The organism is Paenibacillus sp. FSL L8-0340 (genome assembly GCF_038593145.1).
GTDB lineage: Bacteria > Bacillota > Bacilli > Paenibacillales > Paenibacillaceae > Paenibacillus_AQ.
In genome coordinates, this window is record NZ_CP151967.1 from 4531511 (window position 1) to 4552960 (window position 21450).

General features: G+C 41.8%; 32 protein-coding genes. 12 read left to right on the forward strand and 20 right to left on the reverse strand.

Annotated features, from left to right (window positions below):
• Positions 1-246: 246 nt before the first annotated feature.
• Both NST07_RS20350 and NST07_RS20355 read right to left on the reverse strand, forming a co-directional pair.
• A complete protein-coding gene (locus NST07_RS20350; RefSeq protein WP_342480004.1) occupies positions 247-693 on the reverse strand; it encodes a hypothetical protein in 447 nt (148 codons plus the stop codon).
• Positions 677-1150 (reverse strand): MerR family transcriptional regulator, encoded by a 474-nt coding sequence (locus NST07_RS20355; protein ID WP_342480005.1) that lies wholly within the window; start codon positions 1148-1150, stop codon positions 677-679. The genes NST07_RS20350 and NST07_RS20355 overlap by 17 nt, the downstream gene beginning before the upstream one ends.
• 280 nt (positions 1151-1430) lie before the next feature.
• On the opposite strand from NST07_RS20355, the gene NST07_RS20360 reads away from it, so the two are divergent.
• Entirely contained in the window at positions 1431-2489 is a 1059-nt protein-coding gene (locus NST07_RS20360; RefSeq protein WP_342480006.1) for an MBL fold metallo-hydrolase, read from the forward strand.
• A complete protein-coding gene (locus tag NST07_RS20365; RefSeq protein ID WP_341094010.1) occupies positions 2486-2701 on the forward strand; it encodes a DUF3006 domain-containing protein in 216 nt (71 codons plus the stop codon). The genes NST07_RS20360 and NST07_RS20365 overlap by 4 nt, the downstream gene beginning before the upstream one ends.
• A 137-nt stretch (positions 2702-2838) precedes the next feature.
• Here NST07_RS20365 and NST07_RS20370 read toward each other — a convergent pair whose 3' ends face one another.
• Genes NST07_RS20370 through NST07_RS20380 form a run of 3 tightly spaced genes read right to left on the reverse strand, consistent with a single transcriptional unit; the run spans position 2839 to position 3821 of the window.
• On the reverse strand, positions 2839-3318 hold the full coding sequence (locus NST07_RS20370) for a hypothetical protein (protein WP_342480007.1): 480 nt from the start codon (positions 3316-3318) through the stop codon (positions 2839-2841).
• Positions 3319-3331: 13 nt separating this feature from the next.
• The gene (locus NST07_RS20375) at positions 3332-3631 is read right to left on the reverse strand and encodes a hypothetical protein (protein WP_342480008.1); all 300 of its coding nucleotides are present in this window, start codon (positions 3629-3631) and stop codon (positions 3332-3334) included.
• Positions 3624-3821 carry a hypothetical protein gene (locus tag NST07_RS20380; RefSeq protein WP_342480009.1) on the reverse strand — a complete coding sequence of 66 codons (198 nt, stop codon included), beginning with the start codon at positions 3819-3821 and terminating at the stop codon, positions 3624-3626. Before NST07_RS20380 ends, NST07_RS20375 begins: the two co-directional genes overlap by 8 nt.
• Before the next feature lie 155 nt (positions 3822-3976).
• On the opposite strand from NST07_RS20380, the gene NST07_RS20385 reads away from it, so the two are divergent.
• The 5 genes from NST07_RS20385 to NST07_RS20405 all read left to right on the forward strand — a co-directional run bounded on the left by NST07_RS20385 (position 3977) and on the right by NST07_RS20405 (position 8361).
• Positions 3977-4144 (forward strand): hypothetical protein, encoded by a 168-nt coding sequence (locus tag NST07_RS20385; RefSeq protein ID WP_342480010.1) that lies wholly within the window; start codon positions 3977-3979, stop codon positions 4142-4144.
• A complete protein-coding gene (locus NST07_RS20390) occupies positions 4144-4632 on the forward strand; it encodes a type I-C CRISPR-associated protein Cas8c/Csd1 (protein ID WP_342480011.1) in 489 nt (162 codons plus the stop codon). The genes NST07_RS20385 and NST07_RS20390 overlap by 1 nt, the downstream gene beginning before the upstream one ends.
• Before the next feature lie 104 nt (positions 4633-4736).
• Entirely contained in the window at positions 4737-5672 is a 936-nt protein-coding gene (locus NST07_RS20395) for a tyrosine-type recombinase/integrase (protein ID WP_342480012.1), read from the forward strand.
• A 322-nt stretch (positions 5673-5994) separates the two neighbouring features.
• Positions 5995-7428, forward strand: a complete 1434-nt coding sequence (locus NST07_RS20400; protein WP_342480013.1) for a hypothetical protein — start codon at positions 5995-5997, stop codon at positions 7426-7428.
• A gap of 69 nt (positions 7429-7497) precedes the next feature.
• Positions 7498-8361, forward strand: coding sequence for an ATP-dependent DNA ligase (locus NST07_RS20405; protein ID WP_342480014.1), 864 nt, complete (start codon positions 7498-7500; stop codon positions 8359-8361).
• Between the two features lie 51 nt (positions 8362-8412).
• Here the strand turns inward: NST07_RS20405 and NST07_RS20410 are convergent, their stop codons facing one another.
• Both NST07_RS20410 and NST07_RS20415 read right to left on the reverse strand, forming a co-directional pair.
• A complete protein-coding gene (locus tag NST07_RS20410; protein ID WP_342480015.1) occupies positions 8413-8997 on the reverse strand; it encodes a hypothetical protein in 585 nt (194 codons plus the stop codon).
• A gap of 2 nt (positions 8998-8999) precedes the next feature.
• Positions 9000-9608, reverse strand: a complete 609-nt coding sequence (locus tag NST07_RS20415; RefSeq protein WP_342480016.1) for a matrixin family metalloprotease — start codon at positions 9606-9608, stop codon at positions 9000-9002.
• A gap of 356 nt (positions 9609-9964) precedes the next feature.
• On the opposite strand from NST07_RS20415, the gene NST07_RS20420 reads away from it, so the two are divergent.
• Positions 9965-10126, forward strand: a complete 162-nt coding sequence (locus tag NST07_RS20420; RefSeq protein ID WP_342480017.1) for an aspartyl-phosphate phosphatase Spo0E family protein — start codon at positions 9965-9967, stop codon at positions 10124-10126.
• A 38-nt stretch (positions 10127-10164) separates the two neighbouring features.
• Here NST07_RS20420 and NST07_RS20425 read toward each other — a convergent pair whose 3' ends face one another.
• Positions 10165-10383, reverse strand: coding sequence for a hypothetical protein (locus NST07_RS20425; RefSeq protein WP_342480018.1), 219 nt, complete (start codon positions 10381-10383; stop codon positions 10165-10167).
• A gap of 345 nt (positions 10384-10728) precedes the next feature.
• Here NST07_RS20425 and NST07_RS20430 point away from each other — a divergent pair, with 345 nt between their 5' ends.
• Positions 10729-10956 (forward strand): hypothetical protein, encoded by a 228-nt coding sequence (locus NST07_RS20430; protein ID WP_342480019.1) that lies wholly within the window; start codon positions 10729-10731, stop codon positions 10954-10956.
• A gap of 125 nt (positions 10957-11081) precedes the next feature.
• Here NST07_RS20430 and NST07_RS20435 read toward each other — a convergent pair whose 3' ends face one another.
• The gene (locus NST07_RS20435) at positions 11082-12008 is read right to left on the reverse strand and encodes a hypothetical protein (RefSeq protein WP_342480020.1); all 927 of its coding nucleotides are present in this window, start codon (positions 12006-12008) and stop codon (positions 11082-11084) included.
• A 637-nt stretch (positions 12009-12645) separates the two neighbouring features.
• Positions 12646-13107: a hypothetical protein gene (locus NST07_RS20440; RefSeq protein WP_342480021.1), complete on the reverse strand. Its 462-nt coding sequence runs from the start codon at positions 13105-13107 to the stop codon at positions 12646-12648.
• A gap of 205 nt (positions 13108-13312) precedes the next feature.
• On the opposite strand from NST07_RS20440, the gene NST07_RS20445 reads away from it, so the two are divergent.
• Positions 13313-13759, forward strand: a complete 447-nt coding sequence (locus tag NST07_RS20445; protein WP_342480022.1) for a DUF4231 domain-containing protein — start codon at positions 13313-13315, stop codon at positions 13757-13759.
• Positions 13756-14151 (forward strand): TIR domain-containing protein, encoded by a 396-nt coding sequence (locus NST07_RS20450; RefSeq protein WP_342480023.1) that lies wholly within the window; start codon positions 13756-13758, stop codon positions 14149-14151. The genes NST07_RS20445 and NST07_RS20450 overlap by 4 nt, the downstream gene beginning before the upstream one ends.
• A 2-nt stretch (positions 14152-14153) precedes the next feature.
• Here NST07_RS20450 and NST07_RS20455 read toward each other — a convergent pair whose 3' ends face one another.
• Entirely contained in the window at positions 14154-14339 is a 186-nt protein-coding gene (locus NST07_RS20455; protein WP_342480024.1) for a hypothetical protein, read from the reverse strand.
• A gap of 202 nt (positions 14340-14541) precedes the next feature.
• Here NST07_RS20455 and NST07_RS20460 point away from each other — a divergent pair, with 202 nt between their 5' ends.
• Positions 14542-15378 carry a TIR domain-containing protein gene (locus NST07_RS20460; protein WP_342480025.1) on the forward strand — a complete coding sequence of 279 codons (837 nt, stop codon included), beginning with the start codon at positions 14542-14544 and terminating at the stop codon, positions 15376-15378.
• On the opposite strand, the gene NST07_RS20465 is transcribed toward NST07_RS20460, so the two are convergent.
• The 9 genes from NST07_RS20465 to NST07_RS20505 all read right to left on the reverse strand — a co-directional run bounded on the left by NST07_RS20465 (position 15375) and on the right by NST07_RS20505 (position 21449).
• Entirely contained in the window at positions 15375-15527 is a 153-nt protein-coding gene (locus tag NST07_RS20465) for a hypothetical protein (RefSeq protein ID WP_342480026.1), read from the reverse strand. The two genes, NST07_RS20460 and NST07_RS20465, sit on opposite strands and share 4 nt — an antisense overlap.
• Positions 15528-15610: 83 nt before the next feature.
• The gene (locus tag NST07_RS20470; protein ID WP_342480027.1) at positions 15611-15826 is read right to left on the reverse strand and encodes a phage holin; all 216 of its coding nucleotides are present in this window, start codon (positions 15824-15826) and stop codon (positions 15611-15613) included.
• 2 nt (positions 15827-15828) lie between these two features.
• On the reverse strand, positions 15829-16578 hold the full coding sequence (locus tag NST07_RS20475) for a M15 family metallopeptidase (RefSeq protein ID WP_342480028.1): 750 nt from the start codon (positions 16576-16578) through the stop codon (positions 15829-15831).
• Positions 16579-16589: 11 nt separating this feature from the next.
• Positions 16590-16991: a hypothetical protein gene (locus NST07_RS20480; protein WP_342480029.1), complete on the reverse strand. Its 402-nt coding sequence runs from the start codon at positions 16989-16991 to the stop codon at positions 16590-16592.
• Positions 16992-17086: 95 nt separating this feature from the next.
• Positions 17087-17293, reverse strand: coding sequence for a CD1375 family protein (locus NST07_RS20485; protein ID WP_342480030.1), 207 nt, complete (start codon positions 17291-17293; stop codon positions 17087-17089).
• Entirely contained in the window at positions 17286-17402 is a 117-nt protein-coding gene (locus NST07_RS20490; protein ID WP_342480031.1) for a CD1375 family protein, read from the reverse strand. The genes NST07_RS20485 and NST07_RS20490 overlap by 8 nt, the downstream gene beginning before the upstream one ends.
• Positions 17389-17859, reverse strand: coding sequence for a hypothetical protein (locus NST07_RS20495; protein ID WP_342480032.1), 471 nt, complete (start codon positions 17857-17859; stop codon positions 17389-17391). Before NST07_RS20495 ends, NST07_RS20490 begins: the two co-directional genes overlap by 14 nt.
• A 20-nt stretch (positions 17860-17879) precedes the next feature.
• Positions 17880-18695, reverse strand: a complete 816-nt coding sequence (locus NST07_RS20500; RefSeq protein ID WP_342480033.1) for a hypothetical protein — start codon at positions 18693-18695, stop codon at positions 17880-17882.
• 3 nt (positions 18696-18698) lie between these two features.
• On the reverse strand, positions 18699-21449 hold the full coding sequence (locus NST07_RS20505; protein ID WP_342480034.1) for a pyocin knob domain-containing protein: 2751 nt from the start codon (positions 21447-21449) through the stop codon (positions 18699-18701).
• Between the last annotated feature and the right edge of the window lies 1 nt (position 21450).

A 21450-nucleotide genomic window follows, 5' to 3' on the forward strand; every position in this document is an offset into this window, starting at 1 on the left:
CCATTCCTCCACGGTATTATTATAAATTTATAATATCGCTACAGGCTTTTATTGGTCTAATATATAATAGATATAATCTTTATAGGATAAACCAATAAAGATTAACACAAGATCATTAATTACATCTGCCCGTTACTTCAATGAAAACCAGGGAGCAGTTACCGCACAATCTACTCCCTGGTTATTCAACTAACGTTTCCCGTTAGCGTATTGCAAATCACTGGCAGTGAAACGAAGTTTAGTTCTTCAAACCTTCCTACTGGTTTGTGGCAATTGACCTCCCAACTCTTTTTTCTTCATTCTTATGCCCAATATGATGAAAGCGATATAGATTAGGATGGCAATCGAATCGATTAACGTATCTGTAAGTGCCGAAACATCATAAAATGCCGTTACGCCGAGAACGACCATCAGACGAACGAGCAGAAGTGACGCGATCGTCCATGCAGCAGACCGGATCTTCGATCGCTCGCTTTGAAATGACAGGATAATGAATACAATACCGAAAACCAGATTCTCTGCGGTGATAATGTGCCAGACATACCTAAATATTATCCGTGTATCCATGGCTATATCATTCACAAAGAGCGTCGGCAGTACAGCGGATTGCCCGTTCCAAGCGTGCGTAACGGCAAACAGTATCGCAAGAACGCCAGCAATCAGATAATAATAATTCTTAATTTTGATGTCCATCACAATCCTCCTTAGTTATTTCAGGATCCTTCTTGTGAAGATCCCGGTAAATCTCCCGAACGAACACTACCAGCCGCTGGTCACTTTCATGATTAAAGTCCCTTAGCGTTTCAACTGCTACGTCGAGCAACTGACTTACCTTTTCAAGATGTGCAATTTTCTTGCGCGTTTCTGCTTTTTTGGCATCAAGGAATTCAGCAACCTCATGGTAATAAGCAGGATCTACACTCTGCATTCTGTGGAACTGAAACTTCCCCTTGATTTCTTCTAGAGAAAAGTCCGCATACTGCATGATTTGAATATTCATCAAATCGACGAGGTCGTCCTTCGAATACCTACGGTAAGAATTGTGTTCCCGGGACGGTGATACGATTCCAATACGGTCATAGTACCGAAGCGTATCCTTCGGAATACCAAGTATCCGTGAAACCTCTTTTATAGAATATTGTTTTTCCATACATTCACAATAACATTTGAGTAAACTCCAATGTCAATTCGTTTTTACTATTTATTTCACGCGGCATTCAAGCAATCCTTACAACTATCCTGCCCGTTTAATGAAGCATAGTCAGACTAATACTTTATTTTCTCAGTCTAAGAACTTTATTTTCTTCTGACAACGTTGGGGCAGCTCATGCTCCCATTTACATGATTAATCTTGATAATTTTATAGTTAATTTTACCTAATGCTGATAGAATTGGTTTTGTCATTTATTATCAGTATTAGGGGGATTTATATGAAAAAGAAAACAATTTTTTCACTGTTCTTAACCTTTGTATTAGTTCTTCTTCCCATTGTAGCAAACGCGCATCCGGGTAGAACTGATTCAGACGGCGGACATTATTGTAGAACGAATTGTGCCAAGTGGGGACTACAGGACGGAGAATATCATTATCATAATGGTGGAAAAACCAAGTCGACTCCGGCCGCCACTGCAAAACCATCTGTTAAGCCGACCGCTAAGCCGACTACCAAACCAACTGTCCAACCGGCGCCAGCCCTTGCATTACCTAAAAAACAAAATGCCGGCACGCTGCAGGTCTATTTTTTTGATGTTGGACAAGGTGACTCTACTCTAATCCGTACTCCAAAAAATCAATACATACTTATTGATGGGGGCAACAATAACCAGGGTAAAAATGTAGTGAAGTACCTGAACGCGCTTGGGGTAAAAACACTTGATGCCATGGTCGCTACTCATCCTGATGCGGATCATATTGGTGGGCTGGACGACGTGCTGAAGGCTGTGGATGTGAAGGCTGTGTATGCACCGAAGGTTTCGCACACCACGGAGACTTATAAGGATTTTCTAACCGCTGTTAAGAATGAAGGACGCACAATTAAAGCAGTGACTAAAGGAGTTACTATTCCCTTGACTGGTGTTGAGGCGAATTTCCTGGCCCCTATTAATTCTTATGGGGATAACCTTAACGATTGGAGCGCCGTCTTAAAGGTTATATATAAAAACAAGTCCTTCCTCTTTACCGGGGACGCGGAATTGCAGTCTGAAAACGATATGCTTGCGGATGGTTTGAATTTAAAAGCTGATGTATTAAAAGTCGGCCATCACGGTTCGAATAGTTCTACCAGCAAAGCATTCCTTGACGCCGTCAAACCACAGTACGCAGTAATTAGTGTGGGTAAAAACAATTACGGACACCCGGATTCTGGAATACTTGCAAGGTTAAAAAACGCCAATGCTACCGTCCTTCGGACAGATCAAAAAGGCACAATTACAGCAATTAGCGATGGCACTAAAATCACTTTCACATCGACTAAGGGGGCATCCAAATGAGGAAGGGAATCGTTGATCGCTTCGAGGGTGAGTATGCTGTAATTGAGTTTGATGGAAAGACTGAGGACATACTAAAGTCTGAGTTGCCAGACGAGGTAACAGCTGGGGACACCTTGATTTTTGAAGATGGTAAAGTTGCAATTGATAAAGAGGACACTGCACAACGCAAGAAAGAAATTGATAATCTGATGGATGAACTTTTTGAAGACTAAAACTAAACCCCGGGATTATTCTCGGGGTCTTTTTATGTAGTCACATATATAATATCCTCTATATTAATCCAGTCCCAATCATCCTCGCTGGTCCATATTTAATGCAGCGTCCCTTCTCATTTCCCTTTATATGTCGCTTATTTAAGATGATCTTTTAATGACTCTCCGAGTTCCGCTGTATATTTAGTCAGCCGTAGGCTAATCTCCGTCCTCATAACATCTCGGGTCATTCCAAACCTATCTTGATAACCCCGGCAAAATATTTTGTGGTATATGACAAATTCGTCTTGCTCATCCACTATAAAACGCACATTCCGCTGTTTTAGCTCTTTTTGCAGCCGGTAGGTATCCTGCATAATCCTTCGCTGGATCGCTTCTCCGGCCAGCAGATACGCACGCTTCAGGATGCCGCTGGAGTGTTCGATCTCTTTCAGGCTTTTACTCACCATTGTATCTATATGGGGCAGCAAAATGAGGTCCCGTATCATCTCGCGCTCGTCATTCGTGAGCATCTTACTGCCGGTGGTCTTCTCCTCTTCTTTTCGCTCATACTCTTCTACGTGTTCGGTCATTAACATTTTGGTTTTCCATCTCTCATTCCCGTTTAATTTACTCACGTTATGTACCCCCTCAATGATACAACCAGTAATCTACATTAGTTCCACGCCTGGCGCTCTGTGCGCCTCCCTGCGGCGCTGTATCATATGGCACGTTACGTTCCCAGCCCTCTATTATTACGGCCGTCTCAATAGGTGCAGACGACTCCCATAGTATATATTGCTCCGCTGCCAGCGCTTTGAATCCCTTGATTATCTCCGCAGGCCGCCGCCCGCTCAATCGTCGCAGCTCCTTAATGCTGGGCATCCGTCTAAAATGATACCGGAAATGAAATATGATCCGTAGCAGCTTACGCGGGGTATCGTCAAGCATGCCGCCGCTCCTGCACGGGACGCCAAGACAAGATACTGGCTTCAAGAAATACGCGTGGCGCACCCGTGGTCAGGCATGTAGCCCGGATACGACCGTTGCGGATTCCATTCACCTCTATTTTCCGCTGAGTGATCTTCTCGGCTTTGTCCAGGTATATGATTTCGATGGTCTGACCGATACTCATCTTCATGATTGATCGCCTCCGATAAAATAAGAACATTTGTTTGTATTATATGCTCATAGTGGATTTTTTACCAATGGAAAATAATTGATGAAATATGTTTGACAAAGTAAAACAATATTGATATTATTGTTTTATAAAGTAAAACAAAGGAGAGATGCAAAATGAGTATTCAAACTTTTAATGTTGTTAAGTCAACTTGGCCTAATCTGGAAGGTAACGATTACTGGACAATCAGTGATGGCGTGGATGAAAAAGGAGAATTCGAAAGCAAAGAAGAAGCAGAAGATAATATGGCACGTATTATGTACAGCTGGCGGTGTGACTCATAATGAATGATAAACGCAACATCATTTTTGGTCGCCTCCTAGCCATTGCAACTGTACTCGGGGATAGGGTTTTTGATAAAAAAGTCCCTTCTATCAGCTCAATATATATGGACAAAATCGGTAGAGAGCCTGCAAAAACGATTGAAGCAATACATCGTAAGTTGTTAGATTATGCTCACAAGTTCGGCCCGGAGGAAATAGCGTTACTGGACATGTTTGGGGACCAGATATCCGAGCTAGATATGGAGGATTTCGATAATATTCCACTTGATAAAGAGTACCAGCTTCATTACTACAAGCAAAAAGCAGACATGTTTGTAGGAGTAGCCGAGGCGGCCGAAATTATGGGATGGACGAAGCAATATGTATCCGAATATCGAAGACGGGGCCTATTTCCAGAACCCATGCAACTTCTTGCAAGTGGCCCAATCTGGTTCCGGCAGCAAATTCTAGACTACAAAGCAACCAAAGAATCGAACAGAAACTCATAGTAATGGCCCGCCGACCATTAGGTTGACGGGCCATTTGTCACAATTAGCGCATTACCCAGGGGTAGGAATTAATAAACATTAAAGATAGGATGGAATGAACTTTTATGATTACACTTGCAGACGAGTTTGAAAAATGGCTCAGAAGTGAAGGTCTCTCAAAAGAAGGTATACGTAATCTCGTTTCACAATATTATGAATTTTGTTCATACTGCGCAGATAGAATGATTAAAATCTCCGATTTATGCGTCAGTGTTACAAGAGATTACATATTGTGGCTGAACGAACGACCAAATTACCACAATGGACAGCCTCTATCCACCGGAACGAAAGCAAAACACTTTACATGTTTATGGCGTATAAGTTCTTTTTTGATGGAGCACGGGCTTATCAAAACATCATTACTTGGAGAAATCCGCCGTCCGAGACGTCAGAAGCCGGTTATACATAGCTTTTCTACAGAGCAGTTGCAAGCAATCATGGATACCATTAGAGATATGAGAGCAAACCCAAAATTCAAGGAGCGTATGGCTCTTTTAGTTTATTTACTTGCTAGTACCGGACTAAGAATCGAAGAAGCTCGTAATCTTAGGCTCAGTGTTTTTGACCATTATTTACGCAGGATGATCGTTTTGGGGAAAGGAAACAAAGAAAGAGAAGTACCATTCTCGGAAATCCTTTCCGATTGGATACTTGATTATGCATATAGATACAATTTAGGACAAGATGATCTTCTTTTTGCTTCAAGGTATAACAAGCCCTTAGCTTCATCAACGATCCGTGATGCACTCCGAAAAACTGGGAAGGCACTGGGCACTCATTTAAACATCGATCGTATGCGAGTCAGTCCACACACGTTCAGACATACTTTCGCAAGATCTTGGGTTACAAAAGGCGGGAACACACTCGCACTTACGAGAATACTCGGACACTCTTCCACTGCTATGACACTAAATTATGTAAGGCTCTGGGGGGTAGACTTAAATCAGGCATATGATCAATGTGATCCCTGCGGTGATATAAAGGTTCCGCGATTTCAATAAAAAATAACCTGCCGACCAGTTAAGATTCAAATCGTTCTCGGACAAAATGGATTCCTGCAATTTTATCGCTTCCGGGGTATATCCTGATGGTAGTACGACTGAGAATTGCAACACAAGTTTGTTCGATACACTCCTTTATATCAATAAAATTTATGGAACCGCCTACCGGCTAAGTTCGCAAGTAACTTATTCGCAATTGGAACAAAAAAGAAAATCATCTTTTTTCACTCACTTTATTGCAGATATAGACATATTTGTTTAGACAATCCTTGTTTAGTTTTGTAAAGTCGTTAACGATAATACATAATGAGGAGTGTAATAAATGAGAAGGTTAAAACTATTGTTAGTGTTATTATTAATGATTGCGGCTTTACCTGTAACGAGTGCTTCCGCTTATACGGGAGGGTTGCTAAATGGAAAACCTATTTTCTATGGATCATCTATTACCGATACTACTAAATCAACAATGTTGTCGACTAATAATAATGGTAATGATGGTACACCAATTAAAAGATCAACTTCGTTAGAACACACTTTTTGGGCTGAATTAGATAATCCAATGACAATCACAGAGGTATATTTAAGGATGAGCGCCATTTCTTATTCTGATTATTCTTGGGAATTTTATAATTCAAGTGGTATTTTAATTAAATCTCTTACGGCAGTTGATAGCTTAAATAAAGTAGACATTGAAGATATTCCAAACGTAAAAAAAGTTGCTCTAGTATCAAAAAACAAGGGCGATGTTTTTGTTTTCGAAATGGATGTTTTTGGATTAACACCAACCGCTACACCTGAACCAACAGTTTCTCCTACACCTAGTCCTACACCAACGGCTACTCCAGCAGCACCAGAGCATACAGATTTACTTAGGGGAATTCCACTTCTTGCTGGAAGGTATGAAGCCACAGATGGTAATGATTCGACCGGATTGTCGTTTTTAAATACGGGTGTTTTAACATATGAGTTTCCTAAACCAGTTGATTTAACAGCTGCAAGATGGTGGACGGCGGCTAGAGAATCTAAAATTACTTTTTATGATATTAACAATGAAAACATAGGATCAAGGGCACTTAATCCTCCTACATTGACCAATAACACCGCAATTGCTTATAGTGGAGTAAAAAAAATAGTAGTCTCTGCAGCCGGCACAGATGCAGGTTATATTACAATATATAGCCTCGAACTTTATGGAGAATCCCAAACAACAACACCGACACCAACTGCCACACCAGAACCATCAGTTTCTCCTACACCTAGTCCTACACCAACGGCTACTCCATCAGCAACTCCATCTCCGACAGTTACACCGGATCCAACACCGACTACTACGCCTAGTGCTACACCAACTGTAACACCTAGTCCAACTGCTACTGCAACTCCTACTGCAACCGTAACACCCGAACCAACAGCTACTGCTACGAGTACGCCAGTTCCAACGGCGACACCTACGCCAACCGTGACTCCAAAGCCAACTGTTACACCAGCACCAACTCCGACACCAGAACAACCGGGTGATCGAGCTATACTGGTGATTACGATGACAAATGGAGTAGAAAAGGAATACGATCTCCCGATCGCTGAAGTGAATGCATTTTTAACCTGGTATGATGCCCATGATGCAGGTAGAGGCCCAGGGATGCATGCAATTGATAAGCATAGCAACAACAGAGGCCCCTTCAAAAAGCGTAAAGATTATGTCGTATTTGATAAAATACTTACCTATGAAGTAAGTGAATATACAACAGCAGAATAATCCTTCCCAGCACTTACCTCCTCTATCCGGTATAGCGAGTTGCTATAATTGGATACAGGAGGTTTTTTTATGTTTGTATCCCCAATGCTGCTGCAGACGGCTCCCAAGCCGTTTTCACACAGCGATTTTATATTCGAACCAAAGATAGACGGGCATCGGCTGATCTATTCCCAACAAGGCAACAAAATATGGCTATACACCAGACACGATAACGACTGCACCCGGCAGTACCCGGAACTGCAGCTTCCGTTTGATGACGATATAATCTTAGACGGTGAGGTCGCCTGCGTAGATCCGGCAACCGGCGTATCTGATTTTGAGTCTGTTATGAGTCGATTTCAGGCACGGCGGGCAGACAAGATTCAGCAGCTCACAGCCGCACTGCCGGCCTATTACGCCATCTTTGATATCCTGCAATACAAAGGTAAGGATCTGCGCGGATTGCCGCTGCTGCACCGCAAGGAGATTCTGGCGGGATTATCACTACCGTCTGGAAGTTTTGGAGTGGTGCCGCATGTTGATGGCGCTGGCGTGGCCTTGTTTGAACAGATTGAGACGCGAGGTATGGAAGGTGTAGTGGGCAAGCGTAAGAACAGCATTTATGAAACTGGACGCCGATCCCACGCTTGGCAGAAGGTCATTAACTGGACCTATGCCGAAGTATATATAACCGGATATCGTAAACAGGAATTTGGCTGGCTTGCTGCGGTCCCGTCCGGTACGTCCGGCAGGTTGCGCCCGGCGGGAATTATTGAGTTCGGTGCGTCGCCGCTCCATAAGCAAGCTTTTCGAGGTGTGGCCGGCCAGCTTGTAACCGGCGAGGATAAGGAGTTTGTACACTTAGAACCCCGACTGCGGGCCCGGGTACGTATGAGGAACTGGACAAAATCTGGAATGCTGCGGAGCCCAGTATTCACTGAGTTTATCGTATAAACAAAAAAAGCCCGCCAACCAGGTTAAGGTTGACGGGCTTACAGCTTATCATTAATTTTTTTGCTCATTGAATGCTTCTATAATTTCATTCTTTAACGTTCTGTACTGTCCTTTATTTTCCATTACCTCTTTTTCTTTCAAATCTTTCCCGTCTATATTATGTTTGCCTTGCTCTAAGGAGTTTATCCAATAACCATTGATACCTTCTCCCCATTTTAAAAATAGAACGTAGCTTGCATCCCCTTGAAGTTCTGTGTAACCATCATATGTGATCTTTTGTTTACCTGGTACAATGCCCTTGTCCCAAATAAAATAGGGTTCTGCAACCTCAAAATATTCTCCAATTTCAACATTCCCGGCATTCTTTAAAACCTGATTTACTTTTACGCTTGTGAGTGTGTAACCTTCAGGGTATCCATCAACTTCTTGAGTTAAGTTTTTCGTGTTGTTTGTGGCAACAACCTCAAATACTATATCAGAATTATCAAATAACTCCTCATAGCTATTAAATAAAACATGAGTTGAATCGTTATGAACTTCTTCTATACTTGTTCTATCAATAACAACATAAGTCGAAAAAATTATTAAAAGAAAAATAATAGGAATATAAACTTTCTTTTTCTTAAAACTTTTCATAATCAGTACCCCCACTTTTCTCTTAAATGATCAGTGTCAACACTAGTCGGTGAAGTCAAGTCTGTCGTTGGACTTGTCATCCAATGGTTTCCTGCGTGCGCAGGCGCATCTTCAAAGTGGTTAAGACCCAGAACATGACCGACTTCATGTCCACATGTTTCCGTTATATCAAATCCATTATTGTACCCATTCACATGATCATACCTAATTCTAGCATGTTCAAAATTGGAACCGTTTGTAACGGAGTCTGATCCAACTTGGCTCACTCCACCAAATGAAGTGTAAATGTAGTATTCTGTACGAGCTATTACATTTGAAGGGAGAACATTAGAACCAACATACACCTTTACCTTCGCACCGCTTTCTGTGCTCGTCTCATTAAATCCAAATCCATTAGATAATACATCCCATTTTGTAAATGCATTTGTAAATGCCCCTTTATAACCATATGAAGTCAGTGAAGAATCATACCAATAGGAGATTGAACTCGCACCTACAATTGAGCCTCTCTTAATATGTGCAGTTCCAGTATCAGCGTTGACATTAGTACTGAGCGCAAACATTAAAGCAATTGATAAAAATACAGTTTTAGTGTAGGTCTTTTTTAACATAATATCCAACCATCTCCTTTAATTGTATTTTTGATCCATATTTAATTATTATATATTTTATTTTTAAAGTAAATGGTACTTTTGTATTACATTTTACTTCTCATAAAGATTCAAGCAATTAGATTGATAAAAACATTTATGCTTAGCACTGAGTGTCACAGGGTGCTTTTGTATTATGTCAAAGGATTTTACCGAAATACAGCGAAATACTATAAAGCAAATTTGCATCCATCTTAGAGACCTGATACGGATCTGGTCAGCTTTCTTATGCCCAATGATCTCGGGATATCCGTAATACGGTCGCAGTGCACGGCGAACGCCTAACATAGATAAACAATTTATGGGAGATGTTCGCCTTGGAAGAAATTATTCTGAGAATCGAAGAACTCCGTTTCGAGATGAACAAACTATCTGCTTATAAACTTCTATCCGATCCGGAGGTTATTAAAGCAAGCCAACTGCTTGATGAAATGCTAAATAGCTACAATAGTTTGCTGAAGAAAAGAATTGTAAAATAAACAAGGGACCTGTGGGCGTAATGCCCCAGGTCCTTTACTTATTTGGTATACATTCTGAATTCAAAACGTTCCCGGATAAACCGGGCGCCGGCTATCTTTATGGATTCTGGTGTGTACCCCTCTACTATCCCACCATAGTCTATCAGGTGACCTATGGGGTCTGGATCTTCCCGGTACCATACAGATACCTTGGATTGTGCAAGGGCAGCGGTCAGAAATTCTATATCGTTCTTCAGGACTTTGTATGTCGTGCTCATTTCGCCCTCCAAACATTTTACCTTGAATATGTCTTGATTCTAATCTAATCGGACCTTATCCGAAATCACAAGGAAAAATGTAGCCAGTGGACCACAAAGCAAAGAAAGTAAAAACCAATTTAGCCCACTCCTGTTTTTCCCTTGCGCCAGTCCTGCATTAATTAGAGCTAGCGTCCCCCAACCTACAAAATAACCGTTATCCATCCCACACACAACCTTTCGACTTCAAACTAAATAATTTCAATATATTTCATTTGGAACATTATGTATATGTAGGTAAGGAAAATTTTCCTCCAGATATCAGGGCGGGGTGTATAATAATCAGAAAAGACCCGAGGTGTGGTCATGGATAAAAAGCTTAAGCAAAGTTTGAAAATCGCAGCTGTAAGACGAGAACTGATTGTTGTATGGCTTATAAATGGGGATAAAATAAAGGGCATTGCTGAAGTGTCTGCAGATCCCGAACGAGTAAAAATCAATACGATTGAGGGTCCAGTATGGGTGCCGATTAATGATGTAGAGAATATTTCACGCGTAGTACGAATGATAGTTAAAGGAGAAATAGAAGAATAAATCCATGTAGTGCTTCCAAACTGATGGCTAAGTTCGAGAAATAAATGAGATCATAGGGGGTGATTAATAAAAAAGGGAGGTGGGTCCCCACCTCCTCAAATTTGTCAGCAACATTATGATTTTCTCTATAAATCTGAAATGATTTTTTGATTTGGAACGAAACCTTTTTTATAAGCATAAACCATACAAATGTAGTATTTAACATAATAATCTTTAAAGCTAAATTTCCAAGGGACAAACCTTAAACTTTCAAATTTAAATTCACTATCTGGTATGTAACTTCCAACGAGAGCATACTTGGATATTAAAGGGGCTACAACTTCTCCTTTTAATAACAAGTCTATATTTTCTATCTTGCCATTTAACGCTGTCATTATTTCTATAAACCCTGGACTTTTATAGTCCGTTTTTTCATTAAATGAAACTTCAAAAAGGTCAGTAGAATGTATAAAAATCCCTTTCGCATGTAGAACTGAATAAATGAAATTAAATAGTATAGTAATTATTTTACTACTTAGTTCACTTAATAATAATAACAAATTAGAAGTCGGCTTGATATTATATTCTTCCAATGTTTTCAATATAAATGGATTAACTAGTTGAGATGTATAATTGCAATTAATAACGCAATCGAATTCACCATTGATATCAGAAAAATCCATATTAATTTTCAATTTTCTAACAAAGGTTTCAATTTGAGTAGATGTTTTATTGTTGAAATCGTATGAGTTCATTTGTGATTCAACACCACTAAGATCAATAATAACTTTAGTGAACTTATTAGGATTTTTGGATTTACTTATCAAATAATCCAGAGCTTCCTCGTCTATATCTGCAACGACTACTTCATCAAATATATCTTCTAAGTAGTTTATATCTATGTCATTCCCATTCCCTGCACCTAGAAGCAAAATTCTATTAAAATTTAAAAAATTCCGCTTAAATACGATTTTAAATACTTGTTCTCTATTCATTTCTCTAAAGGCTGACCAATTATCATTATTAACTCTTGTGTCTGAATTAAACTCTGCCTGTACATTTTTAAAAATCATTATAACCCTCCTCAAAAAGATCATTTTGAATAAAACTCGGAATATGAAATACACTAATCATGAATCAAGAAATAACCTTTTGACCCTTTTTATACCTATATAATATCGGTGAATATCCAAAATAGTTAATAGGGCTCATACTTATATTTTAATCCCGAGTTTTCTTTTGAGAGAAGTGTGATTCTATGCTAAAAGAACTAATAATTGTATTTGAGAAGAGTCAGACGGTAAGCGCACATATACGATAGACAGAGAAATATTGATGGAGACTCCTGAGAATAGTCCTATAAAAGCTAAGATTAAACTGCGAAATGAGCAAGAGGTAATGTATATACCTTATGAGAAAATTCAACATGTAATGAGGTTGATTGCTATCCCATAAATATTTCGAAATAAAACCCATCAGGCACAAGCCCGACGGGTTATCTTATGTATGCTCTAAATTCAAATCGGTCCCGCATAAACCAACTGCCGGCAATCTTAATTGTCTCTGGGGAGTACCCCTCAACCAATCCGCCATAATCCATTAGGTGGCCAATTGGGTCCGGATCTTCCCGGTACCAGACTGACACCTTGGATTGCGCAAGGGCAGCAGTCAGGAAGTCTGTATCACTCTCCAGGACTTTATATTTGGTATTCACAAATCTTCATCCGATCCATAACACTCTTCCACTGCAGCATCACCTGATTCTTCGTTATAAAAGCATAGCCCGTCTTTACAACCATAAGTAATGGTATTTCCAAAGTCTTCACTGAAAAGTTTTTCTTCAAAGTCTTTCGGAATAACTTTTTCTAATTCATCAAGGAGGGCATTCGCAGCCAGTACGGCTCCTTCATCTTTAATACCTTTGTATCCAATGGCCGGCCCACTCGGTCCTTCATAAGTAGTAAATATCCAACTATTGTGTTCTTCATCTTTGACAAGAACTATATAACAATACGCATCTTCTATATCTGTGGTCTTAAAAAGTGGTTCTCCAAATAGTGTTAATAGCGCTCCCCTAAACTGTGCACTTTCTTCCTCATAGATGTTTAAGCTAATAAAATTGGAAGTTCCATATCTAAGCTTTGGATCATTTAGTGCAGTAAATGTATACATTTGACCAATCCTTCATTTAGGCTTTTATGTCATATAAATATAATTCATTTGGAACATTATGTATATGCACTCTAATATCACCTGCTAAAGAAAAGTTCCTTATCAAATATTTATTTTCAATTCCAAATATCGCCAATATGGGACTATTGATGTAGAATGATAGTGTAATTTAGGGATAAAGCATGAATTAGGGGGGGATTATTATTTGAAAATATCAGAAGATCAGTATCTGAAGGAAAGATTAGAAGACCAGATTGACTGGTATGACACTAAAAGTATCGAATGTCAGAAGACTTACAAATGGATGAAGAGAGTAGAACTCGTATCTGCTGCGTTGATTCCGATTTTATCAACACAAAGCTCGGGCTGGGTTTCATTCGCTGTAATTGTGAGCATCTTAGGGGCTATAATAGTGATAATTGAAGGCCTCGTGAGTTTAGGAAAATATCATGAGAACTGGATTGAATACCGGAGCATATGTGAGACATTACGACAGGAAAAATACATGTATCTTACTTTAACCGGAGTATACAAAACGAATCCAGATGAAGCCTTTGATCTATTAGTAGAACGAATCGAGAGCGTAATCTCGAAGGAAAATGTAAATTGGGCTAACCTTCATTCAGCCAAAAAAGGAGAAGAGTCAACATGAAAAAAGTATTTATATCTTACGATTATGATGAAGATAGAGATTACAAGAACACACTCTTAATGTGGTCTAAGAATCAATCCGCCTATTTTAGTAATTTTTCATTTGAAGATGGATCAACAGATGTTTCCATTAATTCCTTTGATGAAGCCGCAATAAAAAGAGCAATATCTAGGCGGATGAACCAATGTGATGTGTTTTTGCTTTTAGTGGGTGAAAAAACTCATAAAAGTAGTTGGTGCAATTGGGAGATTGAAAAAGCCAAGGAATTAGGACTCATTCTCGTAGCAGTAAAAATAAGTTATTCAAATACTTCACCAACTGGTATTTATAATGCTGGTGCAACTTGGGCGAAATCATTTACATATCAAGCCATTAGTTCTGCTTTAGAATAACCCTATTTAACTGGAGAATACGTCTTTTTAAAAATGTCGGGTTTACATGGGTACTTCTCCCCATTGACTCCGGTAATTATCCAGTCACCAGGTGATGCTGTCATAACGCCTTCTAAGGTTTCTATCTTCATTTCCTTATCGGTCTGATATGCTTCAACGACAATTGGTTTTTTTATGAATTTGCGCATTTTAATTCACCGTCCTTAAGATAATATAACCTCAGCATGATAATATAACCAGCCCTGCAGATCAATTAACGGCCGGCAGGGCTTTGATCTTCTCAAACCTTCGGGAATTTACTTTGTAATATTAAATTATGGAAACTAATCTAGAGTGTTCTTGCAACAGAAAGATGTGATATTTGCTTATTAATGAAAAGGCGGTATGTTCATGTCAATTAGTTCCCTCCAGGCTTCCATAAACCGGCTTCAAAACGATCTATCTGATCTACAGAAGAAAATTAGCGTTGAAAAGAAAAAGGAATCTGATGCTACAATAAAAGCCACTAAAGCCCATCAAAGCATTTCAAAAACGAAATCTCAGTCTACAATTAAAACTAAACTGTCTGAGATCAGTCGTTGCCAAACTGATATTGCCAAGGCCAGTAAAAAGCAAGCAGAATTGCATAAGAAGATTGCTGATAAAAACAAATTACTTGTTCGAGATCAACAGAAACTAGCAAAAGAAACTGAAAAAGAACAAACACGCCAACTAAATAACCAGGCTTCAGTGAATGACGAGATTAGACAAGAATTGGACGTCTACAAAACTTTGATCCGTCAGAGTCCTGAGTTACCTCATCTTGAAGGTGCAGAATCTTATGATTTATTCATTTCTCATGCAAGTGAAGACAAAGAATCGTTCGTTAGACCTTTGGCAAATGAGTTGGAACGTATCGGTTTAAAAGTCTGGTTCGATGAACGTATTTTTAAAATAGGAGATAGCATTAGTGGAACAATAGATAAGGGAATACTGAATTCCAAATTTGGAGTCGCAATATTATCGCAACAATTCTTTTCAAAATATTGGACTAAGTATGAGTACCGAGGACTGCTCACTCGAGAGTCACAGGGATTCAAGGTTCTCCTTCCCATCTGGTATGGCATTAATAAAACAGATGTAATTCAATTTAGTCCGACTCTTGCTGATACCTATGCATTCCAATATCCTCAAGACTCTATTGAGTTTATGGCTAAAAAACTAAAAGAATTGGTCGATGAAACTTAATTCCCGGGATTATCGACCCCAAATCCAGTGTCTTCAGAGATAGGATCATGCCTTTCCTTCTCCACAAGTTTGCTTTTTAATACTTTAAATTCGTATTTCAATTTAATTATCTCACCTTCAAGTTTACTAATTTTCTCTTCCACACTCATTCATAATACCTCCATTTCATTAAGTGTCCCGCCGGTCAAGGATCGGCTGACGGGACTCTTCACAATTACAGAGTTTGGGAATTTCACTTTTTATCGGTGTATCCCTTGCCTGCCTCTGGATTGCTTACGATCCCCAATACTACCAAGATGCCCAGAACAGCATTCACCGCCGTAGTAACCTCGTCATATTTCTCCGGGGCCAGTTGCACCCCGAAGATCGCTCCGACTGTTTGTACGCCCAGCAGCACGGCTGCCGTCAAAGATACCCACAATCCACGATTGCGCCATTTGCTATTCATAATCATTTAGCCCCCTTACTGGTGATTGTCATTGTCTTAGTCTTAGCGTCATAGTCCACTGTAGCCCCTAAAGCCTCTGCTACGGCCCTTGCTGGTGTATAGGTAACTCCTTCATCAGCTACACCGTCTGCCACCTTCTTGCCGTCTACGAGCACCCTCACGATTACATCTTTCTTCACTTCTGAAGCCTCCCCCTTACATTTATCAATCTTGGCATAAGCCGCTTTTACCTGTGCTGCTGTTGGCTCCTTGCCTGCTCGCAGTTGTGCGGTCTTCAAGCCGAATGTCATTTGGAAGTGTGGGGCATCCTTGATCGACACGAAATCCCCGCCCCACTCAAACCCCAGCGCTTTGGCCTCCTGAACAACCTCCGTCCAGTCCGCTACCTTATCACCGTCTCCATCGCGTTTCAGGTCCCAGGATACCTGTTTACCATCCGACAACAGTAGGGCAAAGTCGATAGCAAGTCCAAAGTTGTGGTAACTGGTGCCGCCCTTGGCATTGGTGACCTTTGGTTTGTCTGGCTGCGCCTTTACGTTCGACAATCCCACTTTGTTAAGCTCTGCCTGAGTCCGACCTTGAGCAAATAGGCCATTCTGCTCTGCAATGGTCCGCAGCCCTTGGGTTATGACTATATTGACCCCTCGGGCGTAACACCGTTCAATGAGGGCCACCGTAGCCGCTGCAAGGACAGGATGCAGCCCGATTAGACGTTTATGTGATTTGAGTTTTACCTGATCTAATGTAAGCATTACACCACTCCTTATTTCCCTAAAAATTGATTACCTGCTGCTGCTCCAAGAGCAATCAAAACAATGTATTTAATCATGTCCATCCAAAGTTTCCGCTCTGCCCCACTGTCCTTGTTTGCTTGTTGAAGCAGCGAGAAAATTTTGCTTTCGAGGCTGTCGAACTTAGCCATGATTGCACTGAACTGAATCTCCATTTTGATGGTCGAACTTTTAATCTCCTTAATACTTTCATCATGACGATGGTCATTCTCTTCCAGTAGCCTCAGCTTAGTATTTGCCGTGACGTTCTCGGCAGCCATTCGGGCAAACTCACTAGACAGAGTGCTCAACCCCACCTCTACCTCTTCAAGGCGTTGTAATGGCATTACATCCTCAACCCCTCCCCTTACATCTGCTCCCCCGTCTTCCATCATGATTGCTCCCCTTTGTCTAATTGGTGTATAAAAACAGCCCCCGGAGCAGCTCCGAGGGCAAAATAAAAACGCCTCATTGGGCGCCATCGTTAAATCTATTTAGCTGGCAATGGATCTCCGTTTTCATCCAGATCAGACGCTGCCAGGTAGGTCTTAACCTCCGGCTGCAGCTTGGCTGGCACTTGAGCATAAGTTTTGAGCCCCTTAATAATCAGCAGTGCATAAATAACAGACATGGTATCACCTCCTCTCATGAGACGTAGACCGCCGGACACCAGCAGCCCCGCCAACCAGTTACGCATTGTCGCCCAGCAGCTCGGCAACACCCTCGCGGATTACAGCCGGTACTTGTTCCAGCTTTTTAAGTCCTTGCGGATCAAGCTTGCATATACTTGTGTCATTTACTAGCACCTCCAGTCAGGGGTAATACCAGTTCGTACAATTCCGTTAACGCTAATTGCGCACTTACGGCCTCTTTTTGTGCGGAGAGTAACTGCTCGTAATTATCAGCGAGAGCCATTTGTGTGCTGGATAGCTCTGTTGTCAGGTCTTTGATCTGCTCGGTTAAGGGCTTCTGATAGACTGGTTCTCCCGGTTGTTCTGGATCAATCGGATCATAGTTAAACACCAGCTTCTCCGTTTCCGGATTCACGCGGTATCGTCCCCAGGAGTCACGAAATTCAACGTTAAATTGACCGAATTCTAATTCTATCATTCCTACTGTTTCCTCTATACGTTCATTAAGCACCTTGAAAGATGCAAAATCTTGCTCGCGGGTTGTTTTAACAACATTACCAACTCTTTCACCAGTATCAACAATTACATTTCCTGTCGCTTTGTCATAATAAATTTTTCTTCCGATTTCCATCTTAATGACCTCCTATTATTTTATTCAACAGCTCGCCACGTGATTGTCCATCCACTAGCAAACGGTACCGCAACGGTAAATCCCCCTGCAAAAACTGAATTTTGGTTGAAATTTGTAGAAAGCGGTTGGGTTTGATTTGAGTTTGTTACACAAGCGTACCACTGTCCAAATGAATAACCTGTACGCGTGTGGTTGCTACCATTGCTAAAAGCAACCTCTACTGAAGCGGGTGTAAATCCAAGTCCGTTTACGGTATGTGGTGTACCATTGTCTACGAATGTTCCTGAGGCTGAGCGCTTGCCTTCTACCAAGCTTCCAGCAACACCGTATATATTTTTCCCACTCCGAATATTTGATGCAATTAAATCACCATCTGCAGCTTGAAGTTGTGCTAAAGTTACCTTTATTTCCCCCGCCCCTGGACCCCCTTTACGATATCCTTCACGTGGATAAACAGCCAGTGACCCATCTGGCCATTGTGCTGTTCCTATAGCCACATCATCACCTGCGCTGATAACAGGTAGAGTTCCCCGGACGCCGAGTATAGTTCTGTCTGATCTCCAGTTTGCGGAGTTAAAGTTTGGATCGTTGTTCCTTATCCAAACATCGCCTTGAAAAGCTGTAATAGGATCGGTTGGATATATTGGTCTGAAATATATCGCACCGTTTGTTGCATATGTTTCTTTAGACATGTGGTGGTTCGGCGAGCCACCATCTCCATTTGAGCTATTTTTTAAAGGCATCGTACCCAGTGCGATATATTTATCTTTGGCACTATATGTTTTACCTGCTAGCACATCGCCAGGATCTGCTGTACCCGGTATATATAATGGCATTGGTTAACCCTCCTGTGTAATAGTCGCGGTTATAAAGACTGAATTGGCAATGGATGTTTGCGCGACTACATTTATATTGCTACCCGCATTACATAAAATAGTGGCGGGAATGAAATCATAATCGTCCGGGGATAGCGTTGTTAAATACGGCAACACAACTCGGCTTTTTGAACCTCCCATTCCCGCATAATTGACGTTAATTGCTACATCCCGTTGATTAGCTACATGCAAGCAAATCTTTACTGTGTACATACCTGTGGTGGGGACCGTGTATGTTGCCACCGTAGTGGATGCTGTTGTCGTTAACGGCACACCATTAATAGCTACTCTATTAGCAGCTACTCCCGGTATTTTCCCGGTGGAATCTGTGGTAACAACGTCAGTCCAGCGACTCCAGTAATTCGCTTCGGTCCGCGTTCTAAACCTCTTCCGTGGAGTATCAGACCCTACGTTTGTAGCTTCTTGAACCATGTAGCCGCTGGAATTTCTATACACATTTAACAAGCACCAGTCTAACCCCGGGCCATTGACATAATCGTTGCTTGCTCCTAAAACGTACATTCCCAGCGCGGTTTTATTGTTTAGGTCCTCTCCTGAAGAAGGTAAACTTCTGCTAACAAAGGAATTGCCGGACTCACTAGTCATTACTTCTACCCATGGACTCCAGAGTCCCTGATCTGTACGAGTGCGGTAATACTCAAAAGAACCAAATACCTGAGTAGCCGTTTGCTTGACGAACCCCCCACTGCCTTGAGCTCTCGAAACTGTCAAGACGTAGTATGAGTCCACCGGCGGACGGTGAACATAAGTTGCGTACCAGTCACTTAGGAGCATGTAAGATCCGTTGCCGTGGTAATCATTTAAATCTGACCCAGCAGGAACGCCTCCTCTTTCTTTAAAAAGGGAAACATCATTTTCGGCACTGTACGTTCTAGTCCACGTTCCCCAAACACCTGCTATTTTTCTTCTGTACCACATTCCTGTTCTATTGACGTCACCAGCATTAATGGGCATAAATGTCTGCACCGCATAAGAATTGTCAGCGTTCCAGCTAGTGTGTGTTAAATAACCCTGATTCGCCCCATCTACCCCAGCCCAAAGACTTCCTGTCCACGATGCAGTGACGACATAGGAGCCATTATGCACAAGCGCATTAGCATCGACTACACTTTGGCCCACTCCGAACAAGCCTGATGTGTTTGCACTGTTCAGGCTCTTCCGCCAGCCCGGAGCGTAGGTAGGGCCGTTACTAACATAGATAAATTCGCAGTTTGCCGTAGTTTGGTCTACGCCACTTGTTGTAGGTGTCGTAATGCGGATCGTAAAAGTGTCACCATCAAGATACCCAATAACTTCAACAACTGCCCCCGCGAGGTGTATGTTGCCAAAGCTGGAATCGGTAATGTGGACATTAACAGCGTAGGACCAATTGCCCCGCCCTACCCAGTATCCTCCATCAGGGGAATATGCTCCCATGTTTTTAAGCAACGTTATGAACTCTGCCGTGGTTACACCCATGCTTGTCCCGCCAAAAGTAACGATATTTCCTGTCTTGGCGAAGCCCTTGGCGTCCGTACCTCTTAATACAGTCTCCCATTCGCCCCATGTGTCGCTGCCGTAGAGTGCTTGACGGTACTTAATTGGGGCCGATATATTATACGGATAAAAATACTGAGTGACTGCAGTAGCACCTACCCTATCGTTACCCCTGATTGACTTAACGGTGCCGTAAACTGCGGGCCATCCCGGCGAGTTGTTAACAAAAAAAGTAGTCTCTCCTCCGGGGTAGGTGCTTGGGGCGTCGGTTGCTAGTCTAAAATTTTCGGCACTTCTTGCATCCACCCCGTCAAATATCGCAGCTCTGTTTTGCACAGCGACATTGAGCCATGGACCCCACTCCGTTTCCGTACGCCCTCTGTAAAACTTTCCGTACGGGGCAGTAGTTTGTACGGCTTCCTGGACAACATATCCGTTACTCCCCGGATAGACGTTAAGGACACCCCATGGAGCTGAAAAAGCTGGAGCATTAGGGAATACCGACCCGTAAATCTGGTACGTGCCTGGCTTGGTATACTGGTTGTAGTCCTTATCTACAATCCCATTGGTTTTGAACATACCCTCGCCACCCTCAAGATTCCAGGCGCTCCATACCCCCTTATTCACCTTTATGCGTGAATATATTGCCCCGCCAGTCATGCGCACAATTTGAAAAATCCAGTTGGTGGAGCCGTCATAAAGATCGCCATCACTAACGATAACCTCCAAAAGTCCGTAACCGCTCGGTTCTGGACTACCCGTTGCACCGGGAACAAATACCCAAATCCCAGCAAGAAAAGCCGTGTCTAAGTTATCTGCTCCGCCCCGACCACCCAGCGAACTATAACTCTTGTCCCTTGGCACTTTACCACTCGCATCAAGATCCGCCACGCCACCAGCTGCGCCCTTTTGCCCAATAGGAATTGAAGCAGCCTTTGCCGCATCCCTTGCAGCGTTAGCTTTAGCTGTAGCATCGGCTGCTGCCGCAGTAATAGCAGCGTCTTTGGCTGCGTCTGCTTTTGCTTGTGATCCGGCTGTTGTCTCCTTGCCGTTCCAGTTGGTGCGCTCAGTTGCTGTGATGTGACGTGTATTGTCTCCGGCATGTGCATCGATCTTGTCATAGTTTTCATTAAGCATTGTCTCAATATTAAAAGTATCGTCGCCGTCTGTTGCCGGGTTTTTCTTATATAGATTCAAATTCGGTGTATTACTTGGCATG

Excerpts from the sequence above, each read along its gene's own strand:
- NST07_RS20400 (WP_342480013.1), top strand. The coding sequence starts at position 5,995 with ATGAGAAGGTTAAAACTATTGTTAGTGTTATTATTAATGATTGCGGCT.
- NST07_RS20360 (WP_342480006.1), top strand. The coding sequence starts at position 1,431 with ATGAAAAAGAAAACAATTTTTTCACTGTTCTTAACCTTTGTATTAGTT.
- NST07_RS20505 (WP_342480034.1), bottom strand. The coding sequence starts at position 21,449 with ATGCCAAGTAATACACCGAATTTGAATCTATATAAGAAAAACCCGGCA.
- NST07_RS20405 (WP_342480014.1), top strand. The coding sequence starts at position 7,498 with ATGTTTGTATCCCCAATGCTGCTGCAGACGGCTCCCAAGCCGTTTTCA.
- NST07_RS20460 (WP_342480025.1), top strand. The coding sequence starts at position 14,542 with ATGTCAATTAGTTCCCTCCAGGCTTCCATAAACCGGCTTCAAAACGAT.
- NST07_RS20480 (WP_342480029.1), bottom strand. The coding sequence starts at position 16,991 with ATGATGGAAGACGGGGGAGCAGATGTAAGGGGAGGGGTTGAGGATGTA.
- NST07_RS20485 (WP_342480030.1), bottom strand. The coding sequence starts at position 17,293 with ATGCGTAACTGGTTGGCGGGGCTGCTGGTGTCCGGCGGTCTACGTCTC.
- NST07_RS20425 (WP_342480018.1), bottom strand. The coding sequence starts at position 10,383 with ATGAGCACGACATACAAAGTCCTGAAGAACGATATAGAATTTCTGACC.
- NST07_RS20450 (WP_342480023.1), top strand. The coding sequence starts at position 13,756 with ATGAAAAAAGTATTTATATCTTACGATTATGATGAAGATAGAGATTAC.
- NST07_RS20495 (WP_342480032.1), bottom strand. The coding sequence starts at position 17,859 with ATGGAAATCGGAAGAAAAATTTATTATGACAAAGCGACAGGAAATGTA.
- NST07_RS20500 (WP_342480033.1), bottom strand. The coding sequence starts at position 18,695 with ATGCCATTATATATACCGGGTACAGCAGATCCTGGCGATGTGCTAGCA.
- NST07_RS20475 (WP_342480028.1), bottom strand. The coding sequence starts at position 16,578 with ATGCTTACATTAGATCAGGTAAAACTCAAATCACATAAACGTCTAATC.
- NST07_RS20415 (WP_342480016.1), bottom strand. The coding sequence starts at position 9,608 with ATGTTAAAAAAGACCTACACTAAAACTGTATTTTTATCAATTGCTTTA.
- NST07_RS20430 (WP_342480019.1), top strand. The coding sequence starts at position 10,729 with ATGGATAAAAAGCTTAAGCAAAGTTTGAAAATCGCAGCTGTAAGACGA.
- NST07_RS20350 (WP_342480004.1), bottom strand. The coding sequence starts at position 693 with ATGGACATCAAAATTAAGAATTATTATTATCTGATTGCTGGCGTTCTT.
- NST07_RS20465 (WP_342480026.1), bottom strand. The coding sequence starts at position 15,527 with ATGAGTGTGGAAGAGAAAATTAGTAAACTTGAAGGTGAGATAATTAAA.
- NST07_RS20380 (WP_342480009.1), bottom strand. The coding sequence starts at position 3,821 with ATGAAGATGAGTATCGGTCAGACCATCGAAATCATATACCTGGACAAA.
- NST07_RS20375 (WP_342480008.1), bottom strand. The coding sequence starts at position 3,631 with ATGCTTGACGATACCCCGCGTAAGCTGCTACGGATCATATTTCATTTC.
- NST07_RS20390 (WP_342480011.1), top strand. The coding sequence starts at position 4,144 with ATGAATGATAAACGCAACATCATTTTTGGTCGCCTCCTAGCCATTGCA.
- NST07_RS20395 (WP_342480012.1), top strand. The coding sequence starts at position 4,737 with ATGATTACACTTGCAGACGAGTTTGAAAAATGGCTCAGAAGTGAAGGT.
- NST07_RS20385 (WP_342480010.1), top strand. The coding sequence starts at position 3,977 with ATGAGTATTCAAACTTTTAATGTTGTTAAGTCAACTTGGCCTAATCTG.
- NST07_RS20455 (WP_342480024.1), bottom strand. The coding sequence starts at position 14,339 with ATGCGCAAATTCATAAAAAAACCAATTGTCGTTGAAGCATATCAGACC.
- NST07_RS20355 (WP_342480005.1), bottom strand. The coding sequence starts at position 1,150 with ATGGAAAAACAATATTCTATAAAAGAGGTTTCACGGATACTTGGTATT.
- NST07_RS20440 (WP_342480021.1), bottom strand. The coding sequence starts at position 13,107 with ATGTATACATTTACTGCACTAAATGATCCAAAGCTTAGATATGGAACT.
- NST07_RS20365 (WP_341094010.1), top strand. The coding sequence starts at position 2,486 with ATGAGGAAGGGAATCGTTGATCGCTTCGAGGGTGAGTATGCTGTAATT.
- NST07_RS20410 (WP_342480015.1), bottom strand. The coding sequence starts at position 8,997 with ATGAAAAGTTTTAAGAAAAAGAAAGTTTATATTCCTATTATTTTTCTT.
- NST07_RS20470 (WP_342480027.1), bottom strand. The coding sequence starts at position 15,826 with ATGAATAGCAAATGGCGCAATCGTGGATTGTGGGTATCTTTGACGGCA.
- NST07_RS20435 (WP_342480020.1), bottom strand. The coding sequence starts at position 12,008 with ATGATTTTTAAAAATGTACAGGCAGAGTTTAATTCAGACACAAGAGTT.